Source organism: Bartonella sp. CL63NXGY, from assembly GCF_042194905.1.
In the GTDB taxonomy this organism is placed as follows: Bacteria; Pseudomonadota; Alphaproteobacteria; order Rhizobiales; family Rhizobiaceae; genus Bartonella.
The window spans coordinates 30,676-50,606 of sequence record NZ_JBHINK010000006.1 but is presented as its reverse complement, the minus strand read 5'-3'; the positions used below and the strand labels follow the sequence as shown (position 1 = coordinate 50,606).

The 19,931-nt window shown below is 38.7% G+C and carries 17 protein-coding genes, 1 tRNA gene, 1 other RNA gene and 2 pseudogenes; 12 read left to right on the top strand and 9 right to left on the bottom strand.

Annotation, left to right across the window (positions count from 1 at the left end; all coding sequences use genetic code 11):
* Positions 1-932 precede the first annotated feature (932 nt).
* From ACFIK0_RS04705 to ACFIK0_RS04690, 4 genes are all read left to right on the top strand, one after another.
* The gene (locus ACFIK0_RS04705) at positions 933-1,307 is read left to right on the top strand and encodes a hypothetical protein (RefSeq protein WP_273790838.1); all 375 of its coding nucleotides are present in this window, start codon (positions 933-935) and stop codon (positions 1,305-1,307) included.
* A complete protein-coding gene (locus ACFIK0_RS04700; RefSeq protein WP_273790839.1) occupies positions 1,300-1,473 on the top strand; it encodes a hypothetical protein in 174 nt (57 codons plus the stop codon). Before ACFIK0_RS04705 ends, ACFIK0_RS04700 begins: the two co-directional genes overlap by 8 nt.
* A gap of 779 nt (positions 1,474-2,252) precedes the next feature.
* Positions 2,253-2,378, top strand: coding sequence for a type B 50S ribosomal protein L36 (gene ykgO, locus ACFIK0_RS04695; RefSeq protein WP_004863016.1), 126 nt, complete (start codon positions 2,253-2,255; stop codon positions 2,376-2,378).
* 157 nt (positions 2,379-2,535) lie between these two features.
* Positions 2,536-3,321 carry a tetratricopeptide repeat protein gene (locus ACFIK0_RS04690; RefSeq protein ID WP_375663593.1) on the top strand — a complete coding sequence of 262 codons (786 nt, stop codon included), beginning with the start codon at positions 2,536-2,538 and terminating at the stop codon, positions 3,319-3,321.
* A gap of 882 nt (positions 3,322-4,203) precedes the next feature.
* Here ACFIK0_RS04690 and ACFIK0_RS04685 read toward each other — a convergent pair.
* Positions 4,204-5,904: a DNA polymerase gene (locus ACFIK0_RS04685; protein ID WP_375654331.1), complete on the bottom strand. Its 1,701-nt coding sequence runs from the start codon at positions 5,902-5,904 to the stop codon at positions 4,204-4,206.
* Positions 5,905-6,463: 559 nt separating this feature from the next.
* Here ACFIK0_RS04685 and ssrS point away from each other — a divergent pair.
* From ssrS to ACFIK0_RS04665, 4 genes are all read left to right on the top strand, one after another.
* A non-coding RNA gene (gene ssrS / locus ACFIK0_RS04680) (6S RNA) lies at positions 6,464-6,624 on the top strand.
* A 467-nt stretch (positions 6,625-7,091) separates the two neighbouring features.
* A complete protein-coding gene (locus tag ACFIK0_RS04675) occupies positions 7,092-7,268 on the top strand; it encodes a hypothetical protein (RefSeq protein ID WP_375631457.1) in 177 nt (58 codons plus the stop codon).
* Positions 7,269-7,386: 118 nt separating this feature from the next.
* Positions 7,387-7,992 (top strand): 5-formyltetrahydrofolate cyclo-ligase, encoded by a 606-nt coding sequence (locus ACFIK0_RS04670; RefSeq protein ID WP_375631471.1) that lies wholly within the window; start codon positions 7,387-7,389, stop codon positions 7,990-7,992.
* 18 nt (positions 7,993-8,010) lie between these two features.
* Entirely contained in the window at positions 8,011-8,832 is an 822-nt protein-coding gene (locus ACFIK0_RS04665) for a TIGR00282 family metallophosphoesterase (protein WP_273790841.1), read from the top strand.
* Between the two features lie 367 nt (positions 8,833-9,199).
* Here ACFIK0_RS04665 and ACFIK0_RS04660 read toward each other — a convergent pair.
* The 4 genes and pseudogenes from ACFIK0_RS04660 to ACFIK0_RS04645 form a co-directional block, all read right to left on the bottom strand.
* Positions 9,200-9,668: pseudogene (locus tag ACFIK0_RS04660) on the bottom strand (helix-turn-helix domain-containing protein).
* Positions 9,669-9,839: 171 nt separating this feature from the next.
* Positions 9,840-10,232: a helix-turn-helix domain-containing protein gene (locus ACFIK0_RS04655; protein ID WP_375663592.1), complete on the bottom strand. Its 393-nt coding sequence runs from the start codon at positions 10,230-10,232 to the stop codon at positions 9,840-9,842.
* 399 nt (positions 10,233-10,631) lie between these two features.
* Entirely contained in the window at positions 10,632-11,927 is a 1,296-nt protein-coding gene (gene murA / locus ACFIK0_RS04650; protein ID WP_273790844.1) for a UDP-N-acetylglucosamine 1-carboxyvinyltransferase, read from the bottom strand.
* A gap of 176 nt (positions 11,928-12,103) precedes the next feature.
* Positions 12,104-12,256, bottom strand: a complete 153-nt coding sequence (locus tag ACFIK0_RS04645; protein ID WP_273790845.1) for a hypothetical protein — start codon at positions 12,254-12,256, stop codon at positions 12,104-12,106.
* A 176-nt stretch (positions 12,257-12,432) separates the two neighbouring features.
* Between ACFIK0_RS04645 and ACFIK0_RS04640 the strand changes: the two genes are divergently transcribed.
* A tRNA-Thr gene (locus ACFIK0_RS04640) sits at positions 12,433-12,507 on the top strand.
* Between the two features lie 2 nt (positions 12,508-12,509).
* Here ACFIK0_RS04640 and ACFIK0_RS04635 read toward each other — a convergent pair.
* Positions 12,510-12,671, bottom strand: a complete 162-nt coding sequence (locus ACFIK0_RS04635) for a hypothetical protein (protein WP_375663591.1) — start codon at positions 12,669-12,671, stop codon at positions 12,510-12,512.
* A 1,550-nt stretch (positions 12,672-14,221) separates the two neighbouring features.
* Between ACFIK0_RS04635 and ACFIK0_RS04630 the strand changes: the two genes are divergently transcribed.
* From ACFIK0_RS04630 to ACFIK0_RS04620, 3 genes and pseudogenes are all read left to right on the top strand, one after another.
* Positions 14,222-14,959, top strand: a complete 738-nt coding sequence (locus ACFIK0_RS04630; protein WP_273790847.1) for a hypothetical protein — start codon at positions 14,222-14,224, stop codon at positions 14,957-14,959.
* 92 nt (positions 14,960-15,051) lie between these two features.
* Entirely contained in the window at positions 15,052-15,585 is a 534-nt protein-coding gene (locus tag ACFIK0_RS04625; protein WP_273790848.1) for a hypothetical protein, read from the top strand.
* A gap of 946 nt (positions 15,586-16,531) precedes the next feature.
* Positions 16,532-16,771 (top strand): annotated as a pseudogene (locus ACFIK0_RS04620) (DnaJ domain-containing protein); the annotation flags it as partial.
* Positions 16,772-17,298: 527 nt separating this feature from the next.
* On the opposite strand, the gene ACFIK0_RS04615 reads toward ACFIK0_RS04620, so the two are convergent.
* The 3 genes from ACFIK0_RS04615 to ACFIK0_RS04605 form a co-directional block, all read right to left on the bottom strand.
* Positions 17,299-17,514 (bottom strand): hypothetical protein, encoded by a 216-nt coding sequence (locus ACFIK0_RS04615; protein WP_375663590.1) that lies wholly within the window; start codon positions 17,512-17,514, stop codon positions 17,299-17,301.
* Positions 17,515-17,616: 102 nt separating this feature from the next.
* Positions 17,617-17,802: a hypothetical protein gene (locus ACFIK0_RS04610; protein ID WP_375663589.1), complete on the bottom strand. Its 186-nt coding sequence runs from the start codon at positions 17,800-17,802 to the stop codon at positions 17,617-17,619.
* 397 nt (positions 17,803-18,199) lie between these two features.
* A complete protein-coding gene (locus ACFIK0_RS04605; RefSeq protein WP_375663588.1) occupies positions 18,200-18,964 on the bottom strand; it encodes a lambda exonuclease family protein in 765 nt (254 codons plus the stop codon).
* Positions 18,965-19,931: the final 967 nt, after the last annotated feature.

The following is a 19,931-nucleotide window of genomic DNA, read 5'->3' as shown; positions in this document are numbered from 1 at the left end:
CACGACTAAAAGCAATTCGCCAGCCCCCAAGTTCATCACCCCTCCACCTTCCACCGCATAAATATTCCCCCATAACATACGCAGCCCCTTCATTTTTCTTTTAATGCCAATCTTTAGGCCTTTTAATTCCAACCTTTAGAGGATAAACTTACCTCTTGCAGCCTATAGAGAGCATTCTAACAATGCGTTCTCATTGCCTCTAGTCTCCCTTCTTGTGTTCATTCTTTCACAAAAGTGCCAAGCGCCGCGCTCCGCACCACCCCTTGAGTTTCATGTCAAAGATATAATTACAGTACTAAGCTTATCCATCATAGCAATATCCTCTCTCCCCTCATAAGGCGATATTACCTGTGTCGTATTTTCTAGAGCTTGAAGCGTCTCTCCTTATTTCATTTCGCAATAAAGCTTAAAATAGCAGATAAACATACAACTACACACCGAAAGAAAACCGTAAATTTAGCTTACACTCTAAAACAACAACCGTTTAAAATATCACTCACTTTAATATCTGTAATATTTGTCACCTTCGTTATGTCTATCGCCTTCGTTCTTTCCCCTATAAAATTACGTTATTCAAATTTGAGCGCCTAACCGCGCTCAAGGACGAAGATTCCTGTGCCGATCTGTCAACAATCAAGCTTTTCTTAAGTAAATTCAACCGGCTAAACACTTCAATATTAAATGCCTCTTCGCCTGTAGTTTAGTGATAAAATATAATTGTACTCACAAAACGAATCTTTTATACAGCGGCATGAAAAATTGTACATGCCTCATAATAATAAAAGGAAGATGCGCTACAGACGTAGCAAGTCATTCGTATTATCATTTTAACAAGTACAGAAATCTTTTTTCATTTCATAAAAATAGTCTGAGAAACTGAGTTATTCGCTTTATCAAAAGACAAAACCTTCAAGAAACAAACGAATATCAACATGACAAAACCAAACCTATCGAATGCATCACCCAAAGAACAAAATGATACATCTTCTCAATGGGACTTAGTCCTCGATATCCAAAAAGAAGTTAAGGAAACATTAAAAGCTGGTGTTGTTTCACTGAGAGAGTTTATATTCATAATTTTTATAAGCGTCTGTTTATACATTTTCCTCTCAATATTAGGCAGTGCGGATAAACCTCAGATGAATGTAGCAACTGCAATCGGGCTGATATGCGCATTAATTCTGTACGGTTCGATACCAATCTTTTTGGTGCTACGGATCATAGTAAAGAAGAAACTGAAAAAAGTAATGAAACAACTAGACGAAGCGGTTGCTAATCAAAATACAATAAGGAGAGAAAATGACTGAAGCTATAATATTAGGGCGCATTCTAGGGATCATTGTCGGTTGTGCAATAATAACATTATCCGTTTGGCTTGTTTATTCTACCATTAAATATCGAAAACTGTACCGTAAAGCGCTTACAGGACTAAACTTAGCAATTCAAAAATGGAATAAAGAAATTAATAAATAAAAAAAATCGTGAAAAACGTGGTATTAAAATACCATAATTCTTATTTTCATATTTCTAGACGTATTTAATGTGATTCCCAGTTATTGAAGGCCCATATTGAGGGTATGAGATTTTTCATAAGGGGACGTTTGAAACTATAGGCACGGCGTACACAAATACAAGAAACAATTCCAACGGCGCCCCCTCTTCCCCCACTTCAAGCATTTCAGCCGGCGCACGTACCTGACAGGGCTTCACGAGCCCCCACAAACAAGCCTCTTGCGTTTTAAGAAGCCCCCCTTGCCCTTAACGACAAAAAAACCACACCAACTTCAACAATCAAACGGCTCAACAGCGCTCCTGATCTTTCAACACTCCCTAACAGAGCTTATTTGTTTAAAGCTGAAAAGGCTTTTACTTTTTTCCACTCTTTGTGCTTTTTTGTGTCCTTTTTTTACGAGAAAATTTTTACCTTCAAGGCAACCATTAACACACCCTAAGGAATTTGTAAGGGATATACCCTTGACAAGAATAAGACTTCTTGTTAAATCTCTCCTACTTTTTTGCAATTTTCACTTATTCGTTGTGCTAATGAAGTGGTTAGTGCGTACCTTAAGAGTGCGCTTTTCTTTTTGTGATCACAGTGAAAAAGTGTATCGTGTGATGTTATAATGCAAGTACGATATCGCAATGCAATGCTCATAGAGTAAGCAGTCTATTGGGGTTGTGGTATTATATTTTAGTGTTGTATTATAGTATTATAGTATTGTGTTACGTAAACTATTTAAACGGTGAATATGATGAAAATTAAAAATTCGCTTAAAGCACTAAAAGAGCGCCACCGTAACAATCGTTTGGTGCGTCGTAAGGGTCGTGTTTATATTCTGAATAAAACGAACCCACGTTTTAGAGCACGTCAGGGCTAATTCTTTTAGGGCTAATTTCTTTAAGGTCAATGTTTTTATGCCTACTTTGATTGTAGGCTTAAAAATTTTTTCTTGCGTTTTTTTGGTTATAAGTCCGTTGATTACAAGTCTAGTATTTGATAATATTTGGTGATTTATCTTTTGGGGGCTTGTTTTTATGGATTCTTTTATTTTTTTTAAAGCCTTTCGATTTTTTCAGCTGCGTTTTTTCTGTATTTTTCAGCGCGCGTTTTTTCTTTTTTTTGTTGGCGTTTTTTGTTTTGTTCCCTCGAGCTATGGGCAAAATCCTCCTTCTCTTCCTGAAGATCGGCCTTCTCCACAATCGCTTTTACCGTTAGATGATCTTATTCCCAATTCTCCTCCCCCTTCCTCAACGCCCTCCGATTCTGATTCCTCGGCGGTTATTCTTGAAGATCTTGACAAAGAGCAGCTTTCCCATGTTGACAGAGTTAAGCAACGCAAAGAAGCAGAAATTTCACGTTTACTCAAAGAATTGAAATATTGTGCTGATGTTGCTAAAGCGAAAAAGATCAGTCAACAACTTCAACATTTATGGTCCCAATCGGGGAGTGAGACGATTGATCTTTTAATGTCATGGGCTGAAAATGCACTCAACAGCGATGATTATGGACTTGCGCTTGATTATATTGACAATGCTCTTGCACTTTTACCTACTCATTCTGAAGCTTGGGTAAGGCGTGCTTGGATTCACATTCAACTGAACGATTTCAAGCTTGCCCTGCTTGATCTCAACCATGCTCTTGAACTTGAGCCGCGCAATTATAGTGCTTTTTTTGAACTTGGCGTTGTCATGGAAGCAACGGAGCGTCCAAAACTTGCTCTTAAAGCTTATGAAACAGCATTGGATTACTATCCACAAATGCGCAGGATTCAAAAGCGCGTGCAAGCTCTGCTAGAAGAACAAACACCGCAAGCTCTTTAAAACCATTCAAGAACAAGACACTTTACGGCATCCTTTCAAACTTAGATAAGACGCCAGCCTGCTTCACATTCCACTCAATAAACTCAGTCCCTGCACACGCCATCAAACACCATCCCAAGAAATTTCCCCCCCCCAAGCAATTGACAATGTCTTTTTTGAATTTGGACCTTTTTTGTATTGAAGGCAGGGTCCAAACACTTCCAATATACTTCCTTCAGAATTTCTCTCATAGCAAAAAAACGCTGCACGCCTGCGTTCTCTTCACACCGCCTCTTTTTTTCACTATCCCTCCATCATGGATAAAAAGATGATAAAACACGATCCTCAAAAAATATTTTTTGAAAAAAGCTTAAAACATCGCTTAGCCCCTCTGATAAATAGTCATCGTCTTTTTTTTATTTTTATAAAACCATAGCAGCACATACCGTATCGGCTCTCTCCCCCCCTCAAAGTTGATAAAACAGCACTGAAATATTCCCTACAAGGAAAAAACTTCAAAGACGCAACGTCAGTTAAACAAACATTCTTGAATAAGAAATATTTCCCCTTCAAAGCTCCCCGAAACATTCCCCCCGAAACATAAAAATCAAGCGATTGCCAATGCATATCCTCCCCACACCTTAAAGCACGAAGTCTCTTAACCCACTTCGGACTGTAAACAATCCGAATTCTAGTAGACTTCACTTGGTTTCCCACATATGGGATTTTCTTAAACTTAAGGACATTGACCACACACATAAAAACATTGAACCTATCAAGGATAGCAACCTTATATTGCCAGTAAATAACAGTATGTTACGCCATAACAGGATAAAATTTGATACCATCACGACTTTCTATGCACGTTTTCATCTCCCAGTATAGTCACTTTCCTATTTTCCTTTAAATTGGAACAAATCTTTCTATTGGGTATAGACCACCAACACCCATTTTAAAATCTGTCATTTTAACGCTTTTACCAAGTTGAAAATCATCCAATGACTTGATATGAGGCGTTAATTTGTCAGAAGGTATATATGGGCAAACTGCTTGAAAAGTATTATCTTCAAATTGCAAACAATACCGACGACGAGCTAAATATTTAGCTGCTATAATTTTCTTTTTATTTTCTAATTTCCAAGCCCCTATTTTAGAGGGATGAATATCTAATTTTTTAGCATTTTCAGTTTTGAAACAATGGATACTATCAGTGTCACAATAGATAAAATTTTCAAGTCCAATTTTGTAAATAGACTCAATTAAAAACATACGAGCATAGCTTCCAGCAAATAAAGAAATTGGCAAATAACCACATTTTTGGAATATTGTTTCACCCCAAATAAATCTAAGAACATCATTTTCAAATTCGATATATCTTTTAATTCTATGAGGACGTTCAGCCATTTTTCCACATAATGAATTAAGAAACATTTTTCCTATTCTGCTGATTGTTTTATCTGAAGAATTTTTCAATTCAAAAAATTCATCAATATAATCAGTAAAAAGGTCATCTCTTGCTTGAAAGAGATAACCATCTAATAATTCCAAATTTTGGTAGTGATAAGATTGTTTAAACAATTCAAATTCTTGTAATGTTAACATGAATATTTTTTTATGTTCACATTCGTGTTCAGATAAAATTTGTAAATATTCAACACCCCCAGATGATGATTGTGTGTTATTATTTAAAATAGGTATTTTGTTTTCTCTTAATTCTGCTGAATTTATATAAAATCTTTGAAGACCTAGAGGGTGTAAATCATTAGTTTCAATTTTACCTTTTTTATAAAGAGGTGCCCCTATAGGTAATTGTTTTAACATCATAGCAGGGCCCATACTATTGACATCATAAATTTCAATTTCTTTATTTATGAATTTACCCATATATCTATTAAAAAAACAAAAACCACCGTCATTTGCTTTTCTAAAAATATAATCATCACCTTCTTCTAAAGATGGGAATAAATATGTTTCTGCTTTAATTTTTGTAAATTTTTTAAACATTTTTTCTGACCATACAGCTTTAGCATCAGCTGCAAAAGTCATTTTATTTCTTCCCCATTGGAGTCTTTTTTTGAGAGCAATGGCTAATCCCTTGCTTTCATTCACACAGCAATCGATATCATTTTGATGAATAATAACATCATCAATGCACTCAAAGAGAGAAGATTCACTTTGTTTTAAATCGGTAAAAGCTGTTATTATGTCTTGCAAAGGAACTAAAAATAACTCTAATGAATCGAATAGATAAACTCTTTTTGATTTATTTGATTGAAATGCAAGTTCCGATCTAAGAACTCTAGCATTTTGCGAGATAAAATCATAAAATTTAGGTGTTATAAGATCATTTTGATTAAAATGACACCAAGATCGAATAATAGCATAATCATAGTTTAGGTTATAAGCATAAAATCTTGTACTGTTTTCTATTTTTTTCACAAATTCTAAAAAAAGTCTAACAGGATCACCATCGTTTATTGTAAAAACAGTGATATCTGTTAGATCTTCAACATTAACAATTGAAACCATATAGGGCTTAACAGGTTCTTTAATTGTCGCCTTGAAAGTAAAAGTATATAATTTTCTAAAGTTGATAAGTCTCATGTTTCCTCCCTTTTTAGATTTTATCACCTCTTTATTGTGTTTGCTTCATTCTAAAGACAAAAAATATTTATCTTTTACTATATTTCGCTCTTCACGAACACTCTCATAGCCTTCACCCCATGATTGGAGATACCTTTTTACACTTAGAAAATCATAGAAACGAAAAGCGTTCACAATTTGCCCTCAAAGTTGATAAAACAGCCCTAAAATACTCCCCACGAGGCAAAAACTTCAAAGAAGCAATATCAATTGAACAAACATCCTTGAATAAGAAATATTCCCTTCAAAGCTCCTCCAAGTATTCCCGCGAAACATAAAAATCAAGCATTGTCCCAAAAGAGCCAATCAAGCGATTGGCAATAAACCGTTCTACGTCACTCAAACACCCACCCCCACTCATATTTTTGCTTTTTTACTTTGAATAAGCCATCCATCATACAGCCATTTCGAGCAACCACCAACAATATCATCAATCTCTCCTGAAATACTTTATGAAAAAGAAGAGAGCGAGGTTATTTTATCTCTAGCAGAAACTCTGAAATTGTTTTATATTAAGGAGGGTGTTCTGCGCTTCTCGACAGGAAATAACGTATTCCTGAGACCTTAATGATCTCCAAGGGAGCTGTCCCTGATCAAGCCCGTGGGCTTTTTCATATGGCGCCCACCTATTTGTATAGGTTCCCGGGATCAGCTTTTTCCATCGGCTGTTGTGGATCACCCTTTATTTGTATAACTTTTTTGCATAAAAATTTTTCCAGCTAAACTTGAGAGCGTCCTTTTACATAAGACCAATGACGATACTCTCTTTTCAAGAAATAAAAATGACGAGGGGCTTTATTTTATAAAACAGACAGCACTGACAAAATAATCCCCTCTGTGAATCTGCTTCATCCCTTCGCACGCAAGCAGCGCAAAAGCGGCTTGTTGCACCAAGATACCCCCTATAAAGAGCACACACTTTTTTTCATGCTTTTTTTCATGAGCACAGCTCTTGTCCTAACAGAGATTTACAAAACGCCAACAATGGATAAAATGCCAGCATCTTATTAAAACAATTGACGAGACAATGACACAAAATCCCCTCTGTGAATCTGCTTCACCCCTTCGCACGCAAGCAGCACAAAAGCGGTTTATCGCACCAAGATACCCCCTATAAAGAGCACACACTTTTTTTCATGCTTTTTTTCATGAGCACAGCTCTTGTCCTAACAGAGATTTACAAAACGCCAACAATGGATAAAATATCAGCATCTTATAAAACAATTGACGAGACAATGACACAAAATCCCCTCTGTGAATCTGCTTCACCCCTTCGCACACAAGCAGCGCAAAAGCGGCTTGTTGCACCAAGATACCCCCTATAAAGAGCACACACTTTTTTCATGCTTTTTTTCATGAGCACAGCTCTTGTCCTAACAGAGATTTACAAAACGCCAACAATGGATAAAATGCCAGCATCTTATTAAAACAATTGACGAGACAATGACACAAAATCCCCTCTGTGAATCTGCTTCATCCCTTCGCACACAGCAACGCAAAAGCGGTTTATCGCGTCGTGATGCTCTTTTAACAGAAGAGCGCGCACTCTTTTCGCAGCGTGCTTGTTGCCACTTTATTGAATACCTTGAAAAGAAGGGAACCGATTTTTCACGCCTCATTTTAGCAGGCTATTGGCCCATTAAATCGGAAATTGACCCGCGTCCTTTACTGGATGCTGTAGCGTTACGCGGTGGACGTTTAGCCTTACCAGCAGTGCTTGATTCCACCACCATGATTTTCCGTGCATTTTCGCCCAGCACGATTTTAGAGCCCATGCGTTTTGGCACCTTTGGTCCCAGTGCCGACAATGAGGTTGTTGTCCCCAATAATATTATTGTTCCGCTTTCTGCGTTTGATCGTCACTGTCACCGTCTTGGCTATGGAGGGGGATACTATGACCGTGCGGTTGAAGCTCTTGAAAAACAAGGGCATCAAATGACATTATGGGGCATAGGGTTTTCATGTCAGGAGGTTTTCTCTATTCCCGCAGCAGAACATGATCTACAGGTACAAGGAATTTTTACAGAAAAAGGTTTCTTAAAATGTTAAAGTGTGATTAAAGCGCCTATGCGTTTTTTATTTTTAGGTGACATTGTTGGTAGCACAGGCTGTAAAGCTGTTTTTGAACACCTTCCTCAACTGATTGAGAAATGGCAGCTTGATTTTGTTGTGGTAAATGGTGAAAATGCCTCTGGTGGTTTTGGTCTTAAGCAAGAGACATATCAAGATCTTTTGATGACCGGTGTTGATGTTGTCACCACAGGCAATCATGCTTTTTCTCACAAAGAAGCATTGCAGTATGCCCATGAGAGTGATCGTTTTTTACGCCCTGCCAATTTTTCGAAAGAAACTCCCGGAAAAGGTGCTGGTGTTTTTACGGCAAAAAATGGCGCCCGTGTTCTTGTCGCCAATCTGTTGGGCAACGTTTTTATGCCGTGCAAAGTAGAAGATCCATTTGAAACAGCGGAAAATATTCTTCTTGCCTGTTCGTTGATGGAGCAAGCCGATACGATTATTTTTGACTTTCACGCAGAAACGACAAGCGAGAAGCAATGTTTAGGCCATTTTCTGGATGGTCGTGTGAGTGTTATCGTTGGCACACATACGCACATTCCCACGGCTGACGCGCAGATCTTAGAAGGTGGGAGCGCCTATTTAACAGATGCAGGCATGTGTGGAGATTATAACTCCTCTCTTGGAATGGATAAAGAAGAACCCTTACACCGTTTTCTTTATAAGACGAAGCAAGACCGTTTTGAACCGGCGTGTGGTCCTGCCACCCTTTGTGGTTTAGCGGTTGAGATTTCAGATCGCACCGGTTTAGCAGAAAAGGTCTCAGCGGTACGGATTGGTCCTCATTTAAAGCCTGAAGTTCCGGATTTTTGGTAGCTTCTTTTAAGCCGCCCCTTTGATGATCGCTCTCCACTGTGCGCCCTTTGGATGATTGCTCTCCAAGATTTCCTTTTGAGAACTCTATTTGGCAAGATGATTTTTCAAGCCCTTCCCAAATCCTAAAAACACCCCGCCCTCCAATTTGCCTAATACAGCAACTTTTCTAGCACAAATAAGTCACTCTTTTTAAAAGGATAAAAGATAAAGGATAAAAATTTTCGTGATTTTTAAAATGATGAGAAGGAGGTTTTATTCGGACATTTCTGCGGGGGGGGGGGAGGAGAAATGTTAACCCCCTTCTCTAGAAAAAGCTTTATATAATAATTTATTATTTAGCAAGAGCCTCTTTAATTTTTTTTTGATTCTAACGAAAATTTAATCTTAAAATTGCTTTCTGCTTTTTAGGTTTGAGCTCTCTAAAACTTTTCAAAAGGATATGCTCTTCTTTACTTGAAATTCTTTCATCACAGTAATACAAAGCATTTTCTTTTGTTGAGAGATCAGCGTAAAAAAAAAAGGCAATAGGAACATTGAGAATATCGGAAATTTCTTGTAAACGCCCCGCCCCCTATACGATTAGAGCCTTTTTCATATTTTTGGATTTGTTGAAAAGTCACACCTAACTGACTGCCTAATTTCTTTTGCGACATTCCGATCATTGTTCTTTTAAAGCGAATTTTTCTGCCTATCGAAATGTCGTTAAAGTGTGGATTTTTAGCTTTCACTTCAAGCTCCCCTGCCGGTTGCGAGCGCCTCTTATGCGTATTCCGGGAGTCAAAAACACTGAGTTCAGTCAGCTTTTTTGCTTTTAGTGCTAGAGCGCACTTGGACATGGCAAAAACTCCCGGAATCTCGCGATACTTATAAAGCAGGCTAATGTTTCATCTTGGATTTTCAGGCTTTGGGTTCCACCATTCAACCACACTGTACGACGAGAACCCTGGTGCTTGTTCATAAAATAATTTCTGGAGACCAGCAATAAAATTTAAAACAGTGTTTTTATCTCATGAGACAATCAAACACAAAATTGCCTTCTGCTTTTTAGGTTTAAGCTCTCTAAAACTTTTCAAAAGGATATGCTCTTCTTTACTTGAAATCCTTTCATCACAAGGATACAAAGCATTTTCCTTTGTTGAGAGATCAGCGTAGAAAAAAGAAATAGGAACATTGAGAATATCAGCAATTTCCTGTAAACGCCCAGCTCCTATACGATTAGAGCCTTTTTCATATTGTTGGATTTGTTGAAAAGTCACACCTAACTGACTGCCTAATTGCTTTTGCGACATTCCGATCATTGTTCTTTTAAAGCGAATTTTTCTGCCTATCGAAATGTCGTTAAAGTGTGGATTTTTAGCTTTCACTTCAAGCTCCCCTGCCGGTTGCGAGCGCCCTCGCATTGGTATTCCGGGAGTCTGAAAGTACTGAGTTCAGTCAGCTTTTTTTGCTTTTAGTGCTCATCGCACCTGGACATGGCAAAAACTCCCGGAATCCCGGGAAACCCACAAGAGTAGGCTAATCTTATGTACTGAACTTTAGGGCTTTCAGACCCTACTGATCGTTGCGTAGACGACCAAAGTTACAGTGTTATTTATAAAGTAATTTCATGAAATTAGCAATAAATTTAAAACAGTCTTTATTTGTTTGTTTTATGAGCCCCACCCGCCTCTCAAACTTTTATGCCCGCTCGTAAAAGCTCCAAAACCATGAGATAAGCCCCGCGTTTATTGAGAAAATGAACAAAGCTTGCTTCTTGAGATCAAACCCCTTAAAGGCAGACCGAATACCTTCGAAGAGAATTACACTGTGATGCGTTGGATTTTTGCGCCACAACGGACTAATTTTTCTTCTAATCTCTCAAATCCACGATCAAGATGATAGACACGATTGACGATTGTTTCCCCCTTTGCCGCCAACGCTGCAATCACAAGAGAAACAGAAGCACGCAAATCCGTCGCCATAACGGGAGCCCCTTGCAAATTCTCTGTTCCATAGACGGTTGCCGTCTGCCCATCAAGCTTTATCTGTGCTCCTAAGCGATTGAGTTCTTGAACATGCATAAAACGATTTTCGAAAACCGTCTCTGTAATATGCGCGGTTCCTTCAGCCCGTGTCATGAGCGCCATGAATTGGGCTTGGAGATCGGTTGGAAAAGCAGGATAAGGTCCTGTTTTAATATCAACGGGCATAATTTTGGTGTTCTTTGGATTTCGCTTAACATGAATTCCTTGAGGTTCTATTTGAATCTCGAGTCCTGTTTTTTGGAGCACCTTAAGCACTTTTGTGAGATGATTAGGATTTGCATTTTTAAGAAAGACATCTCCTCCTGTCATAGCAACAGCCATTGCATATGTCCCCGCTTCGATTCGATCAGCAATAACGCGTATTTTTGTCCCTTTAAGTTTTTTCACCCCTTCAATTGTAAGCGTTGTTGTTCCTTCACCGGTTATTTGAGCCCCCATAGCATTCAGGGTTCGAATAAGGTTTGTCACTTCTGGCTCACAAGCCGCATTCTCAAGAACGGTTGTTCCCTTTGCCGTTGTCGCCGCCATCAGCAGCACATGGGTTCCCCCAACAGTGACTTTAGGGAAACGATAGTGAGCACCTTTTAAGCCCCTTGGCGCTTTTGCATGAACATATCCATTTTCGATCGAAATCTGTGCGCCTAAAGTTTTGAGTCCTTCAAGGATAAAATCGACAGGTCTTGTTCCAATAGCACATCCTCCAGGAAGCGAAACATAAGCCTCTGCGCATCGTGCAAGCAGAGGTCCGATAACCCAAAAGCTTGCACGCATTTTTTTCACCAGTTCGTATGGCGCCCGTGTTGTGGCTATTTTTTGCGCCGTAAAATGAATTGTTCTTGAATTCACACATTCATCGTTAAACTCTTGTCCATCAACGGCATATCCCACACCATGATTATTGAGAATACGAATAAGCAATTCGACATCGGCCAGATGAGGAATATTTTCTAAAGTAAGCGTTTCTTCTGTCAAAAGCGCCGCAATCATAAGAGGCAAGGCAGCATTTTTTGCTCCTGATATAGGAATTGTTCCTTTAAGTTTTTCTCCCCCAACAATTTGAATAGAATCCATAGTGTTTTCCCTCTTTTCCTTTGTGCCTGCCCTTCCAAAGGATTGTCCCCCTTCGGGAAGTTATGCTTTATTAATCGTTTTAGAACGCATTCTAAATATGAGAACAAATTATTGAGAAGTTTGGTTGCAAAGCTTCACTAAAAAACATTTTTTTGCATTTTAGAGCTTTTTGCATTTTAGAGCTCTGTTTGTGCTCTTTTTCGGCATTGTTCTTTTCGACGTTTCAGGTTTTGACGCAATTGTTGCGCCAATCTTTCTTGACGTCGTTTTGCTTTTTCATCTTGATGATTCATTTCATTTTGTTTTTGTTTTTGATACATTTGTGTCATTGCGCAACCTTTTAAACAGTGTTGAGCTTCTATCCAAGCAACTCATAACCTTAAATATTTAAGCATATAAGAAACATATGTCATGACATAAGATACGTTTTCTTGCAAGAATATACAAATGTTCTCTTGCCTATTTTCTGACAATATGGCACAAGACAGCGCAAAGATTGAAAAGGGCTGCGGTAGCTCAGTGGTAGAGCACTCCCTTGGTAAGGGAGAGGTCGAGAGTTCAATCCTCTCTCGCAGCACCATTTTATTCTTCTTTTGCCTCTCTCTTCTTGCCCCTATAAGCCTTCTCTATAAGCCTCAATTTTTTCCCCCAGCCTCCATTGGCTTCATCAAATCCTCCATCCTTTAAACCATGCGCTTCAATGGCGTCAAAATCAATGGCTTCAATGACGCACTTAATCTCCAAAATGCTTTATGAGCGGCTTTTGAAATTGACACACCCCAAAGAATAGCCCCCCTCCCATTGGCTTCCCCCTTTTTCCTTCCTGTAAGACACCCCCCTTATCCTTCTCTTTGCCAAACCTCACTGTTGCATCTTCTTAACACTTGAGACGGTATAGGCATTTTTATTTCTTGAATATTTTTCCCCACAAGCTCACCCCACTTATAATATGCAGACAAACGATTTTACTTGTTTCAATATAAGAGCGTTTGAATAAGAAGGTTTGAAATAAGAACATCTCACACTATTTCGGGCTCTCATTGAAATTCAAATTAAATCTCAATAATGAATTATTATAAACTCATTGTTTGAACATATCCCATTGATACCTTTATCCGCCCCAAAACGAATAATCTTATCTTTCTAGCCTCTCTATCCACCTCAAGCAACACAAGTATTCCCTCTAAAAATTAGAATAAGCTTCATCGATCCTATTCGTCATTTACAACAAATCTAACAGAGCCATTTCCAGAACCTCCTCTCAACTCAATTCCTTCCCCATTCTCCCCACCCCTTACCAAAAGAAAAAAACCAAACAGTGATAAAGCCCCCCCTCAATAAAGCTTTCAATAAGTCACCCCACGCTCCCATATGGCAAACATCTCATATGACAGACATCCCCATATACTAGGCATCCCATATACCAGAAAATTGATAGCCCGCCGTTTCAAAGAAGATCCCTCATTACCAATTTTATACACTATGATTTTCCACGTGCTCTAAGCCATCCCTCTTTCAAGACGCTCTTTTTTATACGAATACTTTAATTTATACGGATAGCGTTATTCCTCTTGCAGAAGAACCCTAAGAGCGAAGAATTCTCTTCCCCTCTATTCTATTGAAATCAAACACCCCTCTTCGCTTACAGTTCACAAGGCTTACAGTTCACAAGCAGAAAGATCCGTATGGCATAAAACTTTTCAAGAAAAGCCTACCTTTTATGAAAAGTCCCCCCCACAGTGAATGAGATTATGAATCATCCCAAGAGCTAAAGCCCATGTCGCAATCTTGAGAACGAGCTCAAGATGATACCAACTTACTTTTTCATAAAGTAAAGATGAGGTGTGTAATATTTATAATCTACGAGGTTTTATCGTTACCTCTCACGATACCATTTACAAGCCCCAGCATGAAGTTCACGAACGCCGGTATGAAATGGGCATGAAATGAGTATAAAAAGAGCTTGGAGCAAGATGTCTCTTTAAAACAAGCGCATGACTATGCACAACAAGTATATTTCGTTTAGAGCATTTTGGATATTCCCCACTCCCGCCCTAGAACAAACATTTTGGTGACAGGACCTCCCTTATATTTTCTACTGTCCTTGTCTCCTCTGTCCTTGTCTTCTTCAGCGAATAAAACCCCGCATGTGCGGGGTTTTATCCTGTACTACACCCTTATTTAGATACAGTATGATCACTATCGCTGTTTTCATTAAATACATTTTTTACATATATTTTCAACACAAAAATAACACATATTGATTTATTCAACAAAAATCATTAAACGTTAAAATGATGAAATTATTATTCAAAACGTACGTCATAATATTTATAACGTTTTTTTCTGTATCCCTATTATTGGGTTGTACTCAAGTAAGCGATCTCGCTGAATACGATAGGCTTTACCAAAAATATGTCCATGAAAATTACACTCCTTTAGCATATTCTCAGAAATTAGAAAAAGCAAAAAAAGAGGTAGAATATTTAAAAGCGTATATGGAATGGACTGTAGACATACCCCATGACAAAAGTCAATTTTGGAGGCATTTAATAACATTGCCCAGTAATCCTCCAGAATTCAATATTTTTAAACATTATCACATATTGCTTGTTTTTTGTGGACGTTTTTTTGATTTATGGCAAGGTGATAAAACGATGCCCACACTTACCTTTAACGACTTACCAACAAGACTTAGGGCTTTTAAAGCTAACGGGATGAAATACAGGAAAAATTGGGATTATATAGAAAATATTTTCCTCAACGCAAAGTTTGAAACAAACTTTGATGATCCAATGTTTGCGTACGCAGAAAAATTTTTGGATTCCCCTAATGGCATTAGTCGAAAAGAACAAACTCTCCAGACAGAGCTGCTCATAATAGGCAATGAACTCACTCGTTTTAGAAACACAGCAACAATGTGCGTTATGGCTAGAGAGGTATACCTTGCCATGATGCCCAAAGAAAATGTAAAACCGCCCGTAAGATATAGCACTTTTGAAAAATGGAAGCAGTATTTAAAAAATCTTTAAACGGATAATAAAACGCCTTTCAAAATACTTCTAAAGAACCATTAAGCCCTCTCACAATGACTATAATCAATCACAAAAAGGGTATAAAAAAAATGTTAATTAAACAGTCTTTATTGAGAAACGTCTTAATTATCGCCCTTTTAACAACGCATCTTTTTTATTCTTCAAAGGGATATACTCATTCGAATGAACTATTCTCTTCAAAAGAGATTACAGAAAGAGAGAGATTGTTCCGCATTTTCCTCGTTAATGGAAGTAGTTGGTGGTCAGAAAAATTCTACCAAATTCTCTGGATAGAAAAAACATTTTTTTTGGAAAACAAGTGGCGGTTATCGCAACCTCTCTATGAAAAACATGTCAATATAATAAAAAAATGGCAGAATATAATCAAAAAACGACATCATGTATTTAATACTCTGTGTAGCCTTATAGAATTAGAAATAGATGCAATGCGACATGTGAATGAAGCAAAACACTCTAATGAGCATACCCGTCTCTCAAACAGTATGAAACACATAGAGACATATCAAGAGCGTATAGCTAAAAACAAGAAAGAACTTGAGAAACTTGATCATGAAATTGAGATCTTATACAGAGTTATCATAGAGTATACAAAATTACCATAAACTTTGATCTATTCATTCCATAACTTTATGAAAAGTGCTTCTCAAAGGGTATTCTGCATTTTCAAGCATTTTGAACTATCTATCGCCATCTTTAGATACAAAGTGCCAAAGTACATACAATTTGTTTTATTTTACCAACATAAAAATAACATATATTGATTTATTCAATAGAAATTACTTATCAAAGCTCGTTAGAAACAAAAGACAATAAATACCCTATGTTTAAACACTTTATTTTATTTGCTATAGCAATAAGCGCTGTTTTTATTCACGCATCATACAACCCGTGGATGTAGAAAAGACGAATTTTTTGTTGGGAATACTTCTCCGATCAATTGTATTTCCAAAGAATATATAAAACAAAAAATAGAAAAGAAGATATTGGAAAAAGAACGCGAAAGATAATGGTTAGAGCTTGAAAAATTTGCTGTTATTGCTTGTCCAAGTAGAGAGTTTCCTGTTTACCCTGTTTTTTCTATTATCGATTGTATTTCAGAGGAAGAACTCAAACAAAATCGTTTTAATAAAGATAAAATCAATATAATGTACTTATTCATGCAATGGTTTATCGTAGGATTCATCATAACAACGATAACGTCCGTTCCCATTAGTTTACTTTGGCGTTTTAGATTTAAGGTTCCTGCCTGTTTATTTACAATAATGACAACCTTGGCTATTATTGCCGTCCCTTTATATTTGATTTATCGTCTCTCTTTTAATCTATTTTTTTAAAAAATACTTCTAAAACATTAAAAAAACCTGCTTTTTCAAGCGTTTTGAACTGTATCTCCCCTCATTTAGATACAATAGCCCCAAGTACAGCCCCACCATTCAATACAATTTTCACCATATTTCTAACATAAAAATAACACATGTCGATACATTCAAAGGGGATCAATTAAACGATCTTATAAAATAAGAGCAATACACAAAGTGGCTGTATTTAATGATAATAAATGAAGACGATTATTATGGAATTCTTGGTGTAAGCTACGCATGCAACGATAAACAGATAAAATCTGCTTTTCGTAAATTAGCTCTGCAATACCACCCTGATCATAATTCTAGTACCGAAGCAGAACAAAAATTCAGAAAAATTTGTGAAGCCTATGAAGTTCTTAAAGATCCTCAAAAGAGAGCTGCTTACAATCAGTTCTATCATAAAACTTTTAAAGATAATGACAAGGCTTCTGAAATTAGTAGAAACCAAGAGAACAGACGACAAGATAATACCGAGCATGTAATTGGTAGTATCATGAATGTAATTTTCATTATTTGTGGAATAATACCTATAATGTGTTATATAATTTCGTTTTTTACGTGGAATATACCACTAGGAATAATAAGTATAGGGTTATTAATTTTCATCAGTATAAAAGGATATTTGGTAAATATTGGTGCATTTATCTTCGGGATCATACTAATATCATTTATCAAAGTTATATGGAGAAGTATCTATTGATCAGTGCTTTTGAAGAGCTTTAAGATCAGCCCCACAGTGAATTCACAAGGTGTGGTAATTTTTGATTTTCTATAACAAGGTAGTGTAGAAAAACATAAAGATTATAATGTCTCTATCCGTTCTTTTCTTATTCTCCCCTTTCCTCCACCCCTCTATTTTCTTCCACAACCTGCCCCCAACCTTTCCCCAACAAGCCCACTTGACTCCACACAGACTTTTTCTCATGCCCCTACATCCTTTTCCCATATCGGCTAAAAAAAACGCCCCTCAAACGACTCTTTCTTAATGAACAAAAGTACCACAAGAACCATTTCCTCTCCAATGAAAAAGCACTTGTCCGGCAACTTCGCCATCATGGAGGGACTTTCATCGCGCCCCCAAACACGGCACAACACAAAAGCTCCCAAAATCCCCCCGTTTTGTCCCAATACGTCTAAACAAGCTTTAACGACCTCCCCGCCAAACACCTCCTTCCATTTTCCAGCATGCTTTACGTATCATTCCAAGCTCCCTACTTGCGTGCCGCAAAAACACAAAAACCGGCTCTTTTCCCCCTTGAACGTACCTTTTTATAGGTTGGAACCTGTCTGTACTGCTGCTTCTCTTCCCCCTAAGCCTTCATTTTTATTTTCCAACATGCTTTCCGTGTCACTCCAAGTCACTGGATGACGACCTGCCCCTCCATTGTCTTTTCCCCCAATGAACCAGCCAGCAACTTCCCCCCCCCCCACACACAAGCGCCCGCAATTTCTCATATATAGGCTCTTTTCTTCATGCCCCCCTAAGCTTCCCCAACAGCTCCCCTAAGTCCCCCTAAGTCCCCCAAAGCCCTCCCCCAAAAACGAAACACCATTGTCACCGCAATGAAAAAGCACTTGGGCCCTTTCATTGTGCTCCCCCAGCACGCACCACAAAAGCTCCCAAAATCACACCTCCATACCTCTAAGCACTTGGCCTTACTCCCATTCTCGTTTTCCTCTCCAGCATACACCTTGCATGCGCTCCAAGCACCCTTTCTTCCCCCCATTTCCCAACATGCTTTCACATTCATGTCCCTTAAGTTCGCTACGCTCCCTACTTCCCTGCGCCCCCTTGTTTGGCACCCTCCTCCAACATAAAAACCGGCTCTTTTCTCCCTCTGCTCTTTCCTTTTTATAGAACTTTGCCTCTCCTCAACGCTGCACACGATCCCTTTCTTGCCCGCCTCATTCTTGTTTTGCCCTCCAGCAGACGCTTTGTCTTCATTCCAAGCACCCTTTCTTCCCCCTCCTTCAAAGCAATTTCTGTCCTTAGATGAAAACCTGTCCCAACACTCTTAATTTGCTGTACCATCTTCTCCAAAGCCTCATTAAAACGGCTAATTTCATTTTCAAGCTTGCAAATATACGCTTCATCACGATAAGCCCGTTTAATCAAAGGAGGCATATCCGGCCAATAGAGCATTAAATCCACCCATTCGCGTTGAGAAATCCATAATCCCCCTTGACATTGTGCTTTATGTTCTGCTGGAAAATTCTTTTGCATGAAATGAGGGATCAAAATTTCAGGTTTTTTTGTTTTAATTTCTAATAAGCCATTTTTTCCCACAAAAGCATCGGGGGAAAATCCTTGTCCGCGATCATCAGCCAAAACAAAGCCAATACATTCAGGTTCTGTATGTGTAAGTTCCCCATAAAGCTGTCGTGCGATTGGTTCTAATTCTGTTCCACGTCGCATAGAAAGTGTTGCCCCTTCATCAACGGTTTTTCCTGTAATTCTTTCTCCCGCCAATTTCATCATCACACTCTGATAGCGTGAAGTTTTTTGCCCCTGTTTTTTTTGTGCCATAACCATCTCAAACAAAGAAGCTGTAATCAAACCATTACGCACTTTCTGCCATTCTTCTGTTCCTTGAATACAATCGATAATAATTGGCATGACCTTTCTCCCCTTCATCTTTAAAGTGTTTTTTGCAATATATCCTCTTTGAAACATTCATATTTTTAAAGCCTGTGTCCCTCACACGGACTAAAGGCGACAACATCCTTCAATGCATCCTTCAATATTGTGCCCCGAAAACACAAAAACTGCTGCCCCCCTCAACATCCCCCCTCCGCAATTTCTCATATATAGGCTCTTTTCTTCATGCCCCCCCTTTCCCATATCGGTTAAGAAAACCCCCGCAAAGCTCCTCCTCCCAAGCTCTCCCCCCAAGTCGGGCCCCCCCAAGAACGAAAGCATAACGCACACCATTGTCACCGCAATGAAAAAGCACTTGGGCCCTTTCATTGCGGCGCTCCCCCAGCACGCACCACAAAAGCTCCCAAAATCCCCCCGTTTTTGTCCCAATACGTCTAAACAAGCTTTAACGACCTCCCCCGTCAAACACCTTCTTCCATTTTCCAGCATGCTTTACGTATCATTCCAAGCTCCCTACTTGCGTGCCGCAAAAACATAAAAACCGGCTCTTTTCCCCCTTGAACGTGCCTTTTTATAGGTTGGAACCTGTTTGTACTGCTGCTTCTCTTCCCCCTAAGCCTTCATTTTTATTTTCCAGCATGCTTTCCGTGTCACTCCAAGTCACTGAATGACGACCTGCCCCACCATTACCTTATCCCCTCAATGAACCAGCCAGCAACTTCCCCGCCCCACACACAAGCGCCCGCAATTTCTCATATATAGGCTATTTTTTTCATGCCCCCCTTTCCCATGTCGGCTAAAAAAACCCCCGCAAAGCTCCCCCCTAAGCTCCTTTAAGTCCCCCCTAAGCTCCCCCTAAGCTTCCCCTAAGTCCCCCCTAAGCTCCCCCTAAGCTTCCCCTAAGTCCCCCCCTAAGCTTCCCCTAAGCTTCCCCTAAGCTTCCCCTAAGCTTCCCCTAAGCTTCCCCTAAGCTTCCCCTAAGCTT

Coding starts and splice junctions, on each gene's coding strand:
- ACFIK0_RS04705 (WP_273790838.1), top strand. CDS start 933: ATGACAAAACCAAACCTATCGAATGCATCACCCAAAGAACAAAATGAT.
- ACFIK0_RS04700 (WP_273790839.1), top strand. CDS start 1,300: ATGACTGAAGCTATAATATTAGGGCGCATTCTAGGGATCATTGTCGGT.
- ykgO (WP_004863016.1), top strand. CDS start 2,253: ATGAAAATTAAAAATTCGCTTAAAGCACTAAAAGAGCGCCACCGTAAC.
- ACFIK0_RS04690 (WP_375663593.1), top strand. CDS start 2,536: ATGGATTCTTTTATTTTTTTTAAAGCCTTTCGATTTTTTCAGCTGCGT.
- ACFIK0_RS04685 (WP_375654331.1), bottom strand. CDS start 5,904: ATGAGACTTATCAACTTTAGAAAATTATATACTTTTACTTTCAAGGCG.
- ACFIK0_RS04675 (WP_375631457.1), top strand. CDS start 7,092: ATGAGCACAGCTCTTGTCCTAACAGAGATTTACAAAACGCCAACAATG.
- ACFIK0_RS04670 (WP_375631471.1), top strand. CDS start 7,387: ATGACACAAAATCCCCTCTGTGAATCTGCTTCATCCCTTCGCACACAG.
- ACFIK0_RS04665 (WP_273790841.1), top strand. CDS start 8,011: ATGCGTTTTTTATTTTTAGGTGACATTGTTGGTAGCACAGGCTGTAAA.
- ACFIK0_RS04655 (WP_375663592.1), bottom strand. CDS start 10,232: ATGCGAGGGCGCTCGCAACCGGCAGGGGAGCTTGAAGTGAAAGCTAAA.
- murA (WP_273790844.1), bottom strand. CDS start 11,927: ATGGATTCTATTCAAATTGTTGGGGGAGAAAAACTTAAAGGAACAATT.
- ACFIK0_RS04645 (WP_273790845.1), bottom strand. CDS start 12,256: ATGACACAAATGTATCAAAAACAAAAACAAAATGAAATGAATCATCAA.
- ACFIK0_RS04630 (WP_273790847.1), top strand. CDS start 14,222: ATGATGAAATTATTATTCAAAACGTACGTCATAATATTTATAACGTTT.
- ACFIK0_RS04625 (WP_273790848.1), top strand. CDS start 15,052: ATGTTAATTAAACAGTCTTTATTGAGAAACGTCTTAATTATCGCCCTT.
- ACFIK0_RS04610 (WP_375663589.1), bottom strand. CDS start 17,802: ATGAGAAATTGCGGGCGCTTGTGTGTGGGGGGGGGGGAAGTTGCTGGC.
- ACFIK0_RS04605 (WP_375663588.1), bottom strand. CDS start 18,964: ATGCCAATTATTATCGATTGTATTCAAGGAACAGAAGAATGGCAGAAA.